Below are 13,300 nucleotides of genomic sequence, written 5' to 3' on the forward strand. Positions count from 1 at the left end.
CCGCCGTGTGCGTGCTGGGGCGGCGCTCAGCCGCCGGCGACAGCCGGAAGCACGACAACCTGGTCGCCGTCCTTGAGCTCGGCGTCGAGACCGCCGATGAAGCGGACGTCCTCGTCGTTGATGTAGACGTTGACGAAGCGGCGCAGGTCGCCGTTGTCGATGAGGCGCTCCTTGATGCCGGAGTGGTTCGCCTCGAGGTCGTCGATGAGCGCGCTCAGGGTCTTGCCCTCGGCGCTGACTGCCTTCTCACCGGCGGTGTAGGTGCGGAGGATGGTCGGGATCTTGACCTCGATGGCCATGGGTTCGTTCTCCTAGATGTAGGTGGTGCGCGTCACGACAACGTCGCGACGATGCTGATTTCTTCCTCGGTGACGTTGCCGTCGACGATGCGGTAGGACCGGAACTCGACCGGACCCGCGTCATTTCCGTGCTCCCTGGTGCTGACCAGCACGTAGTGAGCGTTCGGCTCCATCGCGAGGCCGATGTCGGTGCGCGAGGGGTAGGCCTCGGTCGCCGTGTGGGAGTGGTAGACCACCACCGGCTCCTCGTCGTTCGCGTCCATCTCCTTGTAGAGCTGGAGCAGATCGGTCGAGTCGAACTCGTAGAAGGTCGGCGAGCCGGCGGCGTTGATCATCTCGATGAACCGCTCGGGCCGATCCGAGCCCTCAGGCCCCGCGACGATCCCGCACGCCTCGTCGGGATGGTCGCGCTTCGCGTGGGCGACGATCGCGTCGTACGTCGCCTGGTCGATGGTCAGCACAGGCTCAGCCTAGGCGGACCCGAACCGGATCCCGAACGTGACCGGCCCTCGGACTCCGGCCTGCCACCGCTCACCGACCGTGCTAAGCGACCGCGGCCAGGCCGCCACGTACGAGGTCGGCGTAGGCGCCGCCCCGCAGCAGCAGCTCCTCGTGGGTGCCGACCTCGATGACCCGTCCGTGGTCGAGCACCGCGATCTGGTCGGCGTCGCGGACGGTGGAGAGGCGGTGGGCGATCGTGATCGTCGTACGCCCCTCCGCGAGGCGGTCCAGGGCCGCCTGGACCTCGCGCTCGGTGGTGTTGTCGAGTGCGGAGGTGGCCTCGTCGAGCACGAGCACGCGTGGGTCGCGCAGCAGCGTGCGAGCGATCGCCAGGCGCTGCTGCTCACCGCCGGAGAAGCGGTGTCCGCGGGAGCCGACGAGCGTGTCGTAGCCGTCCGGGAGCCCGACGATCACGTCGTGGATCCGGGCGGCACGAGCGGCTGCCTCGATCTCGGCCTCGCTCGCCTCGGGGCGGGCGTGGCGCAGGTTGTCGCGCACGCTCGCGTGGAGCAGGTAGGTCTCCTGGGTGACCATGCCGACGTTGGCGGCCAGGTCGGCGAGGGTCAGACTGCGCAGGTCGACCCCGTCGAGCAGCACCCGACCGGAGGTCGGGTCGTGCAGCCGCGCGACCATCCCGGCGAGGGTCGACTTGCCCGATCCGGTGGCCCCGACCAGCGCCAGCGAGCCGCCCGCGGGCACCCGCAGCGAGATGTGTTCGAGGACGGGTTGCGCGCCGTCGTAGGAGAAGCCGACGTCGTCGAGGACGACCTCCCCGCGAGCCTCGCCCAGCGGCACCGGCGAGGCCGGGTCGTCGATCTCGACCGGCAGGTCGAGGTACTCGAAGATCCGGGAGAAGAGCGCAAGGGAGGAGGTCACGTCGACCCCGACGTTGAGCAGCCCCATCAGCGGCCGGAAGAGCGAGCCCTGGAGCGAGACGAAGGCGACCAGGGTCCCGATCGTCAACCCACCGGAGGTCGCCGGGAAGCCCGCGGCGACGTAGAGCGCGGCCGGCACCGCGGCGAAGATGACCTGCATGGTCGCCATCCGCCACCGCCCGGCGAGCTGACTGCGTACCTCCAGACCGACGAGGTCGTGGGAGGTCTGTTCGAAACGGGAGGCCAGGGCCGGCGCGGCACCCAGGGTCTTGGTCAGCAGGATGCCGCTGACCGAGAGCCCCTCCTCGACCTGCACGTGCAGGTCGGCCATCTTCGCCTGACGCTGCGTCGTCACCGCGTAGCGCATCTGTGCCACCTTGCGGGTGGTCCACACCGCCGGCGGCAGCACCACCAGCGAGATCAGCGCGAGCCGCCAGTTGAGCGCCATCATCGCGACCACGGTGCCGGCCACGACGGTGACGTTGGCGGCGATCGACGTCGCGGTCGAGGTGACCACCGACTGCATCGAGCCGATGTCGTTGACCAGCCGCGACTGCACCTCGCCACCCCGCGTACGGGTGAAGAAGTCGAGCGACTGGCGCTGCAGGTGCCCGAAGAGGTCGGTACGCAGCCGGTGCATGACCCGCTGGCCGACCTCGGTCGAGATCAGCGTCTGGGCCACCCCGAGGGCGGCGGAGGCGATGGCGACGAGCACCATCGCGGCGACGCAGAGCAGGAGCAGCGTGGTGTCACGCTCGGGCAGGGCGGTGTCGATGACGTGCTTGACCAGGAACGGCTGCGCCAGCCCGATCACCGAGCTGACCACGATCAGCGCCACGACGAGAAGCAGGCGCCCACGGTAGGGCGCGAAGAGCCGCGCGATCCGGCGCAGCGAGACCGGCTTGGCCTCGAGCTGGGCGCGGTCGGCGCGCTTGTTCTGGGGATCACGGCCGGAACGGCCGGGTCCTTCGGAAGACTTGTACGGGTGCGGGTCACTCATCCGATCACCTCGATCCTAATTACTGAGGTTGACTCACAATGAGGCTAACGCACGATGGGTTAGGGTTATTCCTGTGGACGAGACCGCCGACCTGCTGATGGCGGCAGCACGCACCCTCCGCCGCCGCTTCGGCGAGGCGACCGCCCGTTGGGGGATCACCCCCTCGCAGAGCCGAGCCCTGCGGATCGTGCTCGCCGCCGACGAGCCGATACGGCTCTCGGCCCTCGCCGAGCGGCTCCGCATCGTCCCGAGGTCGGCCACCGAGGTCGTCGACGGCCTCGAGGGCCACGGCCTGGTCGCACGCCGGCCCGATCCGGCCGACCGCCGGGCTGTCTGCGTGGTCGCGACCGAGGAGGGCGTACGCCTGGGGCGGCTGATCGAGGATGCCCGTCAGCAGGCCGCCGACGAGCTCCTGCGGCCCCTTCCCGAGGAGGACCGGGCGACGCTCACCCGCATCTTGGTCACCCTGCTGGACGGTCGTACGGCCGGACGCTAGGGCGCGTCGGTCAGGACGCGGCCCACAGGGCTTCGACGATGGTCTCCTGCAGGATCCCGACCCACTGGTAGATCCCGTAGACCTGGCCGGCGGGATCGTCGTCGGGCAGCGAGTCCCAGAAGTCCTCGTCGCCCTCCTCGACCCCGAGCCGGGTCGCGAGCGCGAGCCGGATGTCGGTGAAGGAGCGCATCCACGCCTCGGCGTCGGCGATCGACAGCTCGACGTCGATGACCAGCCCGTCCTCGTTGAGCTCGGGCGGGAGCCCGGCCTCCTCCAGCTCGTCGATGATCGTCGAGGCGGCGCGCGCCTTGCCGTCGCGCAGGCCACCCTCGGTGAACCGCCGGAACTCCCCGGCGGCCTCTTCGTCGTTCCCGTAGGCACTCGGGAAGAGCCGCTTCAGCACCGGGTCCTCGGGCTCGGTGGTCGGCCCCGAGAAGTCGAGCAGCGCCTCGAGCGGGTCATCGCTCTCGGCCGGCGCGGCGACCTCGTTGCGCAGCAGCTCGACGAGCTGAGAGGCCAGCGAACGGAGCAGGTCGGCCTCGAACCCGGAGAAGGTCGCGATGATCTGCTTGCCGCGGCGGTGGTAGCTGAACCCGCCCATCAGACGGGGTCCCCGCAGCGTTGTTCGGTGGAGGAGCGCAGCGGGGGAACCGAAGAACGCTGTGGGGTGTTCATTCCTGCTTCTCCAGCGTCGCCCACAGGCCGTACTCGTGCATCGCCTGCACGTCGCGCTCCATCTCCTCGCGGCTCCCCGAGGACACCGCCGACTTGCCGTCGTTGTGCACCTCCATCATCAGCTTCTCCGACTTCTTCTTGGAGTAGCCGAAGTACTTCTGGAAGACGAAGGTGACGTACGACATCAGGTTGACCGGGTCGTTCCAGACGATGGTCACCCACGGGGTCGCGGGCGCGAGGAGGTCGTCGACCTCGGGCTCGTCGAGCTCCACAGGGCTTGGCGCGCTCATGAGAACCATCGTGCCACGATGTGCTGGTGGACTCGACAGCGGACTCGACCGCGCTCCTGACAGATCACTACGAGCTGACGATGCTCCAGGCAGCCCTGAAGGCGGGCAGCGCGGAGCGTCGTGCCGTCTTCGAGCTGTTCCCCCGGCGCCTGGCCGGCGGGCGGCGCTACGGCGTGGTGGCCGGGGTCGGGCGCGCGCTCGACGCGCTCGAGGCGTTCCGCTTCGGCTCGGAGCAGCTGGCGATCCTGGAGGGCGTCGTCGACGGCCCGACCCTGGAGTGGTTGGCCGGCTACCGCTTCACCGGCGACATCTGGGGGTACGCCGAGGGCGAGACCTTCTTCCCGCAGTCGCCCCTGCTCGTGGTCGAGGCCAGCTTCGCCGAGGCGGTCGTTCTGGAGACGGTGCTCCTCTCGATCTACAACCACGACTCGGCCATCGCCACCGCGGCCTCCCGGATGACGATGGCGGCCGGTGATCGCCCGTGCATCGAGATGGGCTCGCGCCGCACCCACGAGGCGGCCGCGATCGCCGCCGCCCGAGCGGCCTACGTCGCCGGCTTCACCGCCACCTCCAACCTCGCCGCCCGAGCCCGCTTCGGCGTGCCGACGACCGGCACCTCCGCACACGCCTTCACCCTCCTGCACGACACCGAGGAGCAGGCCTTCCAGGCCCAGATCGCCTCCCTCGGAAAGGGCACCACGCTGCTGGTCGACACCTACGACATCGCCGAGGCGGTGGCCAAGGCCGTCGAGGTCGCCGGTCCCGAGCTCGGTGCGGTGCGGATCGACTCCGGCGACCTGGGGCTCCTCGCCCATGACGTACGCCGCCAGCTGGACGACCTCGGCGCGACCGAGACGAAGATCATCGTCACCAGCGACCTGGACGAGTACGCCATCGCCGGCCTCGCGGCCGCCCCGGTCGACGGCTACGGCGTCGGCACCCAGCTGGTCACCGGCTCCGGCCATCCGACGGCCGGCTTCGTCTACAAGCTGGTCGCCCGTGAGGGTGCCTCCGGCGACCTCGAGCCGGTCGCCAAGAAGAGCGCCGCCAAGACCTCGATCGGCGGCCGGAAGTACGCCTTGCGCCGCCGCAACCGCAAAGACGTCGCCGACGCCGAGGTGATCGGCATCGGCACCGCTCCTCAGGGCGACAACAACGACCGTCCGCTCCTCACCCAGCTGGTCCGGAAGGGCGAGGTCGTCGGCCGCGAGCCCCTCGACGCCGCGCGCGAGCGCCACCGGGCCTCGGTCGCCGAGCTCCCGGTCATCGCCCACTCGCTCCTGAAGGGCGACCCCGCGATCCCGACGCTCTTCCAGTAGAGCCGGTCTAGGCTGACGACCATGACGCGTGCACTGATCGTGGTCGACGTACAGAACGACTTCTGCGAGGGCGGTTCCCTGCCGGTCGACGGTGGGGCCCGGGTGGCCTACGACATCGGTCAGCTGCTGCGCGAGCGGGCGGCGAGCAAGGAGCCGGAGCAGACGTACGGGCTGGTCGTGGCGACCAAGGATCACCACATCGACCCGGGCGACCACTTCGGCAACCCGCCGGACTACGTCGACTCGTGGCCGGCGCACTGCGTGGTCGGCACCGACGGCGAGGCGTTCCACCCCAACCTCGACCCGGTCACCTTCGACGAGATCTTCCGCAAGGGAGAGTACGCAGCCGCCTACTCCGGCTTCGAGGGCGCGGCCACCGGCGGGGCCACCCTGACCGACTGGCTCCGGGCCCGCGGAGTGGAGGAGGTCGACGTGTGCGGACTGGCGACCGACTACTGCGTACGCGCCACCGCGATCGACGCCCGAGCCGCTGGTTTCCACACCACGCTGCTCGCCGAACTGGCCGCCGGCGTGGCTCCGGCAAGCACCTCGGCCGCCATCGAGGAGATGCGCTCGGCCGGTATAACGGTCTCGTGACAGAATTGGGAATTTTCGGGAGATAGAAATCACCCGACGGTCTATTCTCTCTCGAATGGCTCGGATCTCGGCGACAGCCCCACTTCACGAACCCCACTTCCGCTGGTTCTTCGCTTCTCGATCGATCAACCTGGTGGGCAACTTCATGGCGCCCGTCGCCCTGGCCTTCGCGGTCATGGAGGTCTCTGACGCCCCGATCGCGATCGGCGCCGTCCTGGCGGCCCGCACCATCCCGATGATCATCTTCATGCTCATCGGCGGCGTGCTCGCCGACCGGATCGGCCGAGCCCGGATCCTGTTCGCCTCCAACCTGGTCTCAGGGCTGAGCCAGGCGGTCGTCGCCGTCCTCGTCATCGCCGGTGTCGCCGAGCTGTGGCACCTGATCGCACTCTCCGCACTCAACGGCATCGTCTCCGCCGCCGGCCTGCCCGCCCAGCAGGGGATCATCCCGCTCGTGGTGCCTCGCACCATGCTGCAGGAAGCCAACGTGCTGATGTCGCTGACCCGGGCGGTCGTCGCGGTCGCCGGTCCCGGCACCGCCGGTCTGCTCGTCCTCAGCGTCGGCGCGGGCTGGGCGCTCGCGCTCGACGCCGCCACCTGGATCATCGCCGCCGCCCTGTTGCTGCCTGTCAAGATCGAAGGCTCGGTCACCAAGGCGGCCTCGGTCGTCGGCGACCTGCGCCTGGGCTGGGACTACTTCCGCACGACGAGCTGGTTGTGGCTCTGCGTCGGCGCCGCGACCATGCTCAACGCGCTCTACGAGGGCGGGCTGCTCACGCTCGGTCCGCAGCGGGCCGAGAGCTCGGCGCTGGGCGCGGGCGGCTGGGGCCTGATCCTGACCTTCCAGGGGATCGGCGTGCTCGCCGCGACGCTCGTGCTGATGAAGGTCCGGCTCGAGCGGCCGCTGTTCTACGGCATGATCGGCATGGCCCTGTTCGGGCTGCCGATCGCCGCTCTCGGCTTCTCCACCGACCTCACCGTGCTGTTGCCCGCCGCCGCCCTCTCCGGCGCCGGCATCCAGGTCTTCAGCCTCGGCTGGCAGCTGTCGATGCAGGAGAACGTCCCGAGCGACCTGCTCTCCCGGGCCTCTTCCTACGACCAGCTCGGCACCTACATCGCCATCCCGGTCGGACAGCTGGCCATGGGGCCGCTCGCCGCTGCGTACGGGATCGAGAACATGCTCGCGATCGCCGGCATCGCCTACGTGGTGATCTCCCTCGCCACGCTGCTGAGCCCGGCCGTACGCCACCTGAACCGGGTCTCCTTCCCGGCCCCGGAGCGCAACGGCGCGCCGGCCCACTAGCGGCCTACGACGCAGGCGTCGCGCTCTCCAGGAGCGACCGCAGCAGGTCGACCAGGCTGGTGACCGAGAGATCAGGGTCGAATGCACGCTGGACGCCGAGCCCGATGCCGAGGGAGAGCAGCTGGACCGCCGCGTCCTCGGCCGGTGAGGCGAGTCTCAGGCCGAGGTCGGCGGCCTGCTGGTCGATGAGTCCGGCGATGGCCGCGGTGAGGTCGCGGCGCCGTTCGGCGAGCTGCTGACTCACCCCTGGGACGCGGCGGGTGCTGGTCGCGAACTCGACCTCGAGCGCGGTCCAGCCGACGTCGCCGATGTTGGCCTCGGCCCACGCCGCGAAGGCGTCGATCCGGCCCTCGACGGTGTCCACGCCGCTGACGGCGTCCGCCAGGGACTCTGCCCGCTCCCGGTGGATCACGTCGAGCACGGCGAGGCCGAGCTCGTCCTTGGTGGAGAAGTTCGAGTAGACCGCTCCCTTCGAGAAGCCCGCCGTGGTGGCGACCTTGTCGAGCGAGGTCGCGTTGTAGCCGTCCGAGAGGAACAGCTGGCGTGCGGTCGCAATGAGACGCTCCCGCGTCTGTGCGTGCGACTCCTTGCGCGTGATCCGGCCCACGGGGAGATCTTATCAGTTCGGGGTACCGCTGGTATTCAAATACCGTTAGTATCCGAATATGACTCGACGACGCGCACTCGCCATCGGCTGCGGCGGCACTCTCGGCTTCGCCTGGACGGCCGTGGCCCTCCGCGTCCTGGAGGAGGCGCTGGACTGGGACGTCCGCACGGCCGACGTCCTCGTCGGCACGTCCGCGGGCTCGGAGATCGTCGCGGCCCTCGGGTCCGGCCGTACGCCGCAGGACCTCCTCGACGCGCTCGACGAGGCACCGGGCGCCGACCCCGTCCTGGCGGCCCACGTCGCCGTCCATCCCGGCGCGGCGCCACCGGTGCCGGCACCCGCGCTGCCCGCGCTCGGTCTGGTACGTCCCGGCCTCTCCCGCCGCTCGCCCTACAGCGCACTGGCAGGCCTGCTCCCCCGCGGCCGCGGCGACGCCGGCTGGCTGCGGGCGTACGGCGACGCGCTGGCCGGACCCGACGGCTGGGTCGACCACCCCGCGACCTGGCTGGTCGCGGCGGACGCGGCCACCGGCACCCGGGTGGCGTTCGGCTCCATGGACGCCCCCTCGGCCACCCTGGGCGCGGCGGTCGCGGCCTCCTGGGCGATCCCCGGCTGGTTCCCGCCGGTCGAGATCGCGGGCCGTCGCTACGTCGACGGCGGTGCGGTCTCCTCCGTCTCGGCCGACCTCCTCCACGGCCAGGCGGACGAGGTCGTCGTGGTCGCGCCGATGACCACCGAGGGCGGCGTTCCCGCCCGTGGCCTCGACCGGATCGAGCGCCTGCTTCGCTCCCAGATGACCGCCGTGCTCGACCGCGAGGTCGCGCAGCTCCGGAAGCGCGGCGTACGCGTCGTCCGGGTCGAGCCCGGGCCTGCGGAGCTGGCCGCGATGGGCCCGAACCTCATGGACCTCGGGCGCCGCGAGGCCACCCTCGCCGCGGCCCGCCGAAACCTCCCCGGCCGCGTCGCGGTCGCACTCGAAGGAGCAATCGCATGAGCGAGCGCAAGCGAGCGAACGATCAACGCATCATGCCGCCGCGTCCGTATTCTTTCCGTTCTGTCACGGAGGCGGCGGCATGAGCACGCATCACGAGGTCGTCGTCATCGGCGCCGGCATCTCCGGCATCGCGGCCGCGATCAAGCTGCGCGAGGCGGGCGTCGAGGACGTCGTCATCCTCGAGAAGGCCGACACCTACGGTGGCACCTGGCGGGCCAACACCTATCCGGGGTGCGCGTGCGACGTACCGTCCAACCTCTACTCGTTCTCGTTCGCGCCCAACAGCGACTGGTCGCGGGTCTACGGCAACCAGCCGGAGATCCTCGCCTACATCGACGGCGTGGCCCGGGACCGAGGGCTCGAGGACATCACCCGGTTCGGGGTCGAGGTCCTCGGCGCGACCTGGCACGCGGACTCCGCGACGTGGCACCTGGACACCAGCGAGGGCGAGGCCACCGCACGTTTCCTCGTCGCCGCGGCCGGTCCGTGGAACGAGCCGAACATCCCCGACCTGCCAGGCCTGGAAGGCTTCCCCGGCGAGGTCTGGCACTCGGCCCGGTGGAACCACGACGTCGACCTCGACGGCAAGCGGGTCGCCGTCATCGGCACCGGCGCCTCGGCCATCCAGTTCGTCCCCCGGATCCAGAAGCGGGTCGCCGCTCTGCACCTCTTCCAGCGCACCGCCCACTGGGTGCTGCCCAAGGTCGACCATCCCGTCCCCGACGCGGAGAAGTGGGTCAAGCGCAACGTGCCCCTCTTCGAGAAGGCGCTCGGCGCGGTCGAGTACGCCGCGATGGAGACCGTCGGCGTCGCCTTTCACCGCCCCAAGCCGCTGATGCACGGGCTGCAGAAGATCGGCGAGGCCTACCTTCGCACCGCCGTCCGCGACAAGGAGCTGCGCGCCAAGCTGACGCCCGACTACCTGCTCGGCTGCAAGCGGATCCTCTTCTCCAACAACTACCTCCAGTCGCTGACGAAGCCCAACGTCGAGGTGCATGCGACCGGCGTCGAGCGGGTCGAGGGCGCGCGCGTGATCGGCGCCGACGGCAGCACCGCGGAGGTCGACGCGATCATCCTCGGCACCGGCTTCCACATCCTCGACATGCCGGTCGCCGACCTGATCCGTGGAGCCGACGGTCGTACGCTCGCAGAGCACTGGGCCGGCTCCCCCGAGGCCTACCAGGGCACCTCGGTCACCGGTTTCCCGAACGCTTTCGTGGTGCTCGGCCCGAGTCTCGGCACCGGTCACGGCTCGGCGTTCGCCGTCGCCGAGTCGCAGGTGGCGATGATCACCGAGGCCATCACGACCGCCCGCGCAGAAGGCTGGGCGAAGCTCGACGTCAGTCCGCGGGCCCAGGCCGCGTACGTCGAGGACGTGCAGGCCGCACTCGCCGGCACCGCCTACAGCGGCGCGTCCTGCCACAGCTACTTCATCGACGCCAACGGTCGCAACAGCTTCTCCTGGCCGTGGTCCACCGGCGAGCTGGTCCGCCGGATCAGCCGCTTCGACCCGGCTGACTTCGAGGTCACGGTCCACGAGACGGAGCACGATACGGAGCACAAGACGGAGGACGTGAGCGCATGACCCGCTACCCCAGGATCGACCTCGACGGCGCCCTCGTCGTCATCACCGGCGCCGCCCGCGGCATCGGCCTCGCCACGGCGACCGAGTTCGTCGCGGCCGGCGCACGGGTCGCCCTCGGCGACCTCGACGACACCCTGGCGAAGGAAGCGGCGGCAGGCCTCGGCGAGAGCGCCAGCGGCCACCGGCTCGACGTCACCGACAAGCAGTCCTACGCCGACTTCCTCGCCGCCGCGGAGGAGGCGCACGGCAGGCAGGTCGACGTCCTGGTCAACAACGCCGGCGTGATGCCCAACGGCTCCTTCCTCGACCAGGAGGACCGGATCGACCGGCTGACGATGGAGGTCAACGTCCACGGGGTCATCCACGGGATGCGTCTCGCGCTGCCCCAGATGATCGCCCGCGGTCACGGCCACGTCGTCAACGTCGCCTCGCTGGCGGGCAAGTTCCCGCTCAAGGGCCTCGCGGTCTACAACGCCAGCAAGTACGCCGTCGTCGGCCTCAGCGCGGCCACCAGGCTCGAGCTCGAAGGCACCGGGGTCTCGCTCACCACAGTGCTGCCGAGCGCCGTACGCACCGAGCTCTCCTCCGGCATCGACCTCGGCGTCCTCCCGGCGGTCGACCCCGAGGACATCGCGGCCGCGGTGGTGAGATCGGTCCGCAGCCGGTCCGCCGAGATCGCCGTCCCGTCCTACGTCGGCCTGGCCGCCAACGGCGCCCCGCTCGTCCCCGAACGGGTCATGCGGCTGATCCGACGTGCCGTCCACGACGACGCCGCGATCACCCGCGTCGACGGTGACGTACGCCGGGCCTACCTCGACCGCATCGAGGCGCAGTAGGCCTCACGCCCACTTGTCGGCGAGCGTGCGGATCACGTTGATGTTGCGGTTGGTGCTGATGGCGATGTGGCGCTCGACGACCGCGTTGGTGATCTTCGTCTGCTGGAAGCTCTCGGTGAGCAGGTGCACGGCGCGGCCGATGACATAGACCCGCTCGCCCTCCCCCGCCCGGGCGACCAGCGCGTCCCGGGAGCCGGAGTCGGTGAGCTCCTTGCACAGGAACACGAACTGCTTGCCCTCGTGCCCCATCCCCACCGCGGCGGCGTCGTTGGCGATCACCTTCAGCTCAGCGGGCGTCACGCAGATCGTCGGCACCTCGAAGAAGCGGTCGGCCGCGAAGGCCTCCTCCAGGATCGCCTCCATCTCGGCCCGGTCGCCGACCGGGTGGTCGAAGCGTACGTTGCCCGTGTTGATATAGGTCTCGACATCGGTTCCGCCCGCCCTCACCACGGCGGCGGAGATCGCCTGTTTCGGGAATTTCCGGTTCGCGCCGAGGTTGATGGCGCGCAGGAACGCGATCCAGGTGTGCCGTTCCGTAGTCATTCTCAGATAGTCTCCACCCGTTCACCGCGCCGCAACCCCCAACTCTGGATTCCGATCGATGCCTTCACAGCAGCTGCTTCCCTCGGAAGCCCCGACCGCTTCGGCGGAGACCCTGGACCTCTCCAGCGACCTCGTCGTCTACGCGGCGCGCCTCATGCGCCTGGTCCGCCGCGAGCTCGACCTTCCGGCCAGCGTCCGGGTCCTCACGATCCTCGACGCCATCGGACCGCTCGGCATCACCGACCTGGCCCGGGCCGACGGCTGCTCGCAGCCGACCATGTCGGCCCAGATCGCCCAGCTGGTGGAGACCGGCCTGGTCAGCAAAGAGCCCAACCCCGCCGACGCCCGCGCGAGCCTGGTGACGCTGACCGACGCCGGCCGCGCCGACCTCGCCGACGTACGTGAGCGCATCTCCCACCTCATCGCCGAGCGGCTGGAGTCGCGTCACCGCACCCAGGCCGATCTCGAGAGCGCCGTGGCGGTGCTGCGCGACCTCGTCGAGGGCGACTCCCCCAGCTAGACAAACCAGCTAGGCGGACCAGCTAGGCGGACCCGGCCAAGGCCGCTGCCGCGGCGGCGACCACATCGGGATCGGTCACCCAGTGACCACCGTCGTCGGCGACTCCCAGCGCCACCCGGCCGCTCGTGACGACCCGTCGCTTGGCGGAGAGATGCACGCCCTCGACGCCGAGCGCCGCGAGCGCGCTGATCGCGTCGACGGTCACGCCGCCTCCGGCCAGTACGTCCGGTCCGCCGACCGCGACCATCTCTGCGATCGTCGCCGCCCCCGCCGCGGCGGCCGGCGCGCCTCCTGAGGTGAGCACCCGGTCGACCACGCCCTCCAGCGCCCGGATCGCCGCGACCGGGTCCGCGCTGAGGTCGATCGCCCGGTGGAACGTCACCGTCGCCCCGTACGCAGCGGCAGCATCCGCCAGCTCCCTGACCAGCTCCAGGTCGGGCTCTCCGTGCGGGGTGAGCGCGCCGATCACGACCCCGTCGGCTCCGGCCTCCAGCACCGTCTCGACCTCGCGCCGCAGGAGGAGGCGCTCCTCGGTGGAGTAGTCGAACCCGCCCGGCCGAGGCCGGACCAGCACGTGCACGCCCTGCCAGCCGTCATCGGCGTCGACGCCGCCGATCTCGTCGAGGACTCCCTCGACCAGCCCCTGCGACGGCGTCACCCCACCGACCTCGAGGGCGGAGCAGAGCTCGACCCGGTTCGCCCCGCCCGCACGCGCGGCGAGCGCGCCTGCCACCGACGTCACGGCGATCTCGAGTGCTGTCATCGCGTCCTCACGGCAGACAGTGTGCCCGAGTCCTCGACCCTCCCGCCGAGTCGGCTCATCCTGACCAGAAATGCCGCCGAGTCGGCTCGTCATGACG

At 70.5% G+C, this 13,300-nt stretch carries 16 protein-coding genes; 8 read left to right on the forward strand and 8 right to left on the reverse strand.

What is annotated here, in order from left to right; translation table 11 throughout:
• Nucleotides 1–26 precede the first annotated feature (26 nt).
• The 3 genes from ACFU7D_RS10240 to ACFU7D_RS10250 all read right to left on the reverse strand — a co-directional run bounded on the left by ACFU7D_RS10240 (nt 27) and on the right by ACFU7D_RS10250 (nt 2,675).
• Complete coding sequence (locus ACFU7D_RS10240; protein ID WP_378866535.1) at nt 27–299, reverse strand: MoaD family protein; 273 nt, start codon at nt 297–299, stop codon at nt 27–29.
• 32 nt (nt 300–331) lie between these two features.
• Complete coding sequence (locus tag ACFU7D_RS10245) at nt 332–760, reverse strand: Mov34/MPN/PAD-1 family protein (protein ID WP_378677502.1); 429 nt, start codon at nt 758–760, stop codon at nt 332–334.
• A gap of 82 nt (nt 761–842) precedes the next feature.
• Entirely contained in the window at nt 843–2,675 is a 1,833-nt protein-coding gene (locus tag ACFU7D_RS10250; protein ID WP_378866538.1) for an ABC transporter ATP-binding protein, read from the reverse strand.
• Between the two features lie 73 nt (nt 2,676–2,748).
• Between ACFU7D_RS10250 and ACFU7D_RS10255 the strand changes: the two genes are divergently transcribed.
• Nucleotides 2,749–3,171 carry a MarR family winged helix-turn-helix transcriptional regulator gene (locus ACFU7D_RS10255; RefSeq protein ID WP_091049196.1) on the forward strand — a complete coding sequence of 141 codons (423 nt, stop codon included), beginning with the start codon at nt 2,749–2,751 and terminating at the stop codon, nt 3,169–3,171.
• A 10-nt stretch (nt 3,172–3,181) separates the two neighbouring features.
• Here the strand turns inward: ACFU7D_RS10255 and ACFU7D_RS10260 are convergent, their stop codons facing one another.
• Nucleotides 3,182–3,772, reverse strand: coding sequence for a DUF2017 domain-containing protein (locus tag ACFU7D_RS10260; protein WP_378866542.1), 591 nt, complete (start codon nt 3,770–3,772; stop codon nt 3,182–3,184).
• Between the two features lie 70 nt (nt 3,773–3,842).
• Nucleotides 3,843–4,136, reverse strand: a complete 294-nt coding sequence (gene clpS / locus ACFU7D_RS10265) for an ATP-dependent Clp protease adapter ClpS (protein WP_378866545.1) — start codon at nt 4,134–4,136, stop codon at nt 3,843–3,845.
• A gap of 26 nt (nt 4,137–4,162) precedes the next feature.
• Here clpS and ACFU7D_RS10270 point away from each other — a divergent pair, with 26 nt between their 5' ends.
• The 3 genes from ACFU7D_RS10270 to ACFU7D_RS10280 are packed head-to-tail and all read left to right on the forward strand — an operon-like array spanning nt 4,163 to nt 7,355.
• Nucleotides 4,163–5,455 carry a nicotinate phosphoribosyltransferase gene (locus ACFU7D_RS10270; protein ID WP_378866548.1) on the forward strand — a complete coding sequence of 431 codons (1,293 nt, stop codon included), beginning with the start codon at nt 4,163–4,165 and terminating at the stop codon, nt 5,453–5,455.
• Nucleotides 5,456–5,476: 21 nt separating this feature from the next.
• On the forward strand, nt 5,477–6,052 hold the full coding sequence (locus ACFU7D_RS10275; RefSeq protein ID WP_378866551.1) for a nicotinamidase: 576 nt from the start codon (nt 5,477–5,479) through the stop codon (nt 6,050–6,052).
• A 55-nt stretch (nt 6,053–6,107) separates the two neighbouring features.
• Nucleotides 6,108–7,355: an MFS transporter gene (locus tag ACFU7D_RS10280; protein WP_378727678.1), complete on the forward strand. Its 1,248-nt coding sequence runs from the start codon at nt 6,108–6,110 to the stop codon at nt 7,353–7,355.
• Nucleotides 7,356–7,359: 4 nt separating this feature from the next.
• On the opposite strand, the gene ACFU7D_RS10285 is transcribed toward ACFU7D_RS10280, so the two are convergent.
• Nucleotides 7,360–7,962, reverse strand: a complete 603-nt coding sequence (locus tag ACFU7D_RS10285; protein ID WP_378866554.1) for a TetR/AcrR family transcriptional regulator — start codon at nt 7,960–7,962, stop codon at nt 7,360–7,362.
• A gap of 58 nt (nt 7,963–8,020) precedes the next feature.
• Here ACFU7D_RS10285 and ACFU7D_RS10290 point away from each other — a divergent pair, with 58 nt between their 5' ends.
• The 3 genes from ACFU7D_RS10290 (at nt 8,021) to ACFU7D_RS10300 (ending at nt 11,377) form a co-directional block, all read left to right on the forward strand.
• Nucleotides 8,021–8,956: a patatin-like phospholipase family protein gene (locus ACFU7D_RS10290; RefSeq protein ID WP_378866557.1), complete on the forward strand. Its 936-nt coding sequence runs from the start codon at nt 8,021–8,023 to the stop codon at nt 8,954–8,956.
• 79 nt (nt 8,957–9,035) lie between these two features.
• Nucleotides 9,036–10,541, forward strand: coding sequence for a flavin-containing monooxygenase (locus ACFU7D_RS10295; protein WP_378866560.1), 1,506 nt, complete (start codon nt 9,036–9,038; stop codon nt 10,539–10,541).
• Nucleotides 10,538–11,377 carry an SDR family oxidoreductase gene (locus ACFU7D_RS10300; RefSeq protein WP_378866563.1) on the forward strand — a complete coding sequence of 280 codons (840 nt, stop codon included), beginning with the start codon at nt 10,538–10,540 and terminating at the stop codon, nt 11,375–11,377. The genes ACFU7D_RS10295 and ACFU7D_RS10300 overlap by 4 nt, the downstream gene beginning before the upstream one ends.
• A 3-nt stretch (nt 11,378–11,380) precedes the next feature.
• Here the strand turns inward: ACFU7D_RS10300 and ACFU7D_RS10305 are convergent, their stop codons facing one another.
• Nucleotides 11,381–11,920, reverse strand: coding sequence for a DUF1697 domain-containing protein (locus ACFU7D_RS10305; protein WP_091049175.1), 540 nt, complete (start codon nt 11,918–11,920; stop codon nt 11,381–11,383).
• A gap of 58 nt (nt 11,921–11,978) precedes the next feature.
• On the opposite strand from ACFU7D_RS10305, the gene ACFU7D_RS10310 reads away from it, so the two are divergent.
• Nucleotides 11,979–12,440 carry a MarR family winged helix-turn-helix transcriptional regulator gene (locus ACFU7D_RS10310; RefSeq protein ID WP_378727683.1) on the forward strand — a complete coding sequence of 154 codons (462 nt, stop codon included), beginning with the start codon at nt 11,979–11,981 and terminating at the stop codon, nt 12,438–12,440.
• Between the two features lie 22 nt (nt 12,441–12,462).
• Here the strand turns inward: ACFU7D_RS10310 and ACFU7D_RS10315 are convergent, their stop codons facing one another.
• On the reverse strand, nt 12,463–13,203 hold the full coding sequence (locus ACFU7D_RS10315; protein ID WP_378866566.1) for a copper homeostasis protein CutC: 741 nt from the start codon (nt 13,201–13,203) through the stop codon (nt 12,463–12,465).
• Nucleotides 13,204–13,300 lie beyond the last annotated feature (97 nt).

Origin of the sequence: Nocardioides sp. NPDC057577 (assembly GCF_042801335.1) — a bacterium.
Lineage (GTDB): Bacteria > Actinomycetota > Actinomycetes > Propionibacteriales > Nocardioidaceae > Nocardioides.

Coding starts and splice junctions, on each gene's coding strand:
- ACFU7D_RS10240 (WP_378866535.1), bottom strand. CDS start 299: ATGGCCATCGAGGTCAAGATCCCGACCATCCTCCGCACCTACACCGCC.
- ACFU7D_RS10295 (WP_378866560.1), top strand. CDS start 9,036: ATGAGCACGCATCACGAGGTCGTCGTCATCGGCGCCGGCATCTCCGGC.
- ACFU7D_RS10260 (WP_378866542.1), bottom strand. CDS start 3,772: ATGGGCGGGTTCAGCTACCACCGCCGCGGCAAGCAGATCATCGCGACC.
- ACFU7D_RS10305 (WP_091049175.1), bottom strand. CDS start 11,920: ATGACTACGGAACGGCACACCTGGATCGCGTTCCTGCGCGCCATCAAC.
- ACFU7D_RS10290 (WP_378866557.1), top strand. CDS start 8,021: ATGACTCGACGACGCGCACTCGCCATCGGCTGCGGCGGCACTCTCGGC.
- ACFU7D_RS10315 (WP_378866566.1), bottom strand. CDS start 13,203: ATGACAGCACTCGAGATCGCCGTGACGTCGGTGGCAGGCGCGCTCGCC.
- ACFU7D_RS10250 (WP_378866538.1), bottom strand. CDS start 2,675: ATGAGTGACCCGCACCCGTACAAGTCTTCCGAAGGACCCGGCCGTTCC.
- ACFU7D_RS10310 (WP_378727683.1), top strand. CDS start 11,979: ATGCCTTCACAGCAGCTGCTTCCCTCGGAAGCCCCGACCGCTTCGGCG.
- ACFU7D_RS10280 (WP_378727678.1), top strand. CDS start 6,108: ATGGCTCGGATCTCGGCGACAGCCCCACTTCACGAACCCCACTTCCGC.
- ACFU7D_RS10275 (WP_378866551.1), top strand. CDS start 5,477: ATGACGCGTGCACTGATCGTGGTCGACGTACAGAACGACTTCTGCGAG.
- clpS (WP_378866545.1), bottom strand. CDS start 4,136: ATGAGCGCGCCAAGCCCTGTGGAGCTCGACGAGCCCGAGGTCGACGAC.
- ACFU7D_RS10300 (WP_378866563.1), top strand. CDS start 10,538: ATGACCCGCTACCCCAGGATCGACCTCGACGGCGCCCTCGTCGTCATC.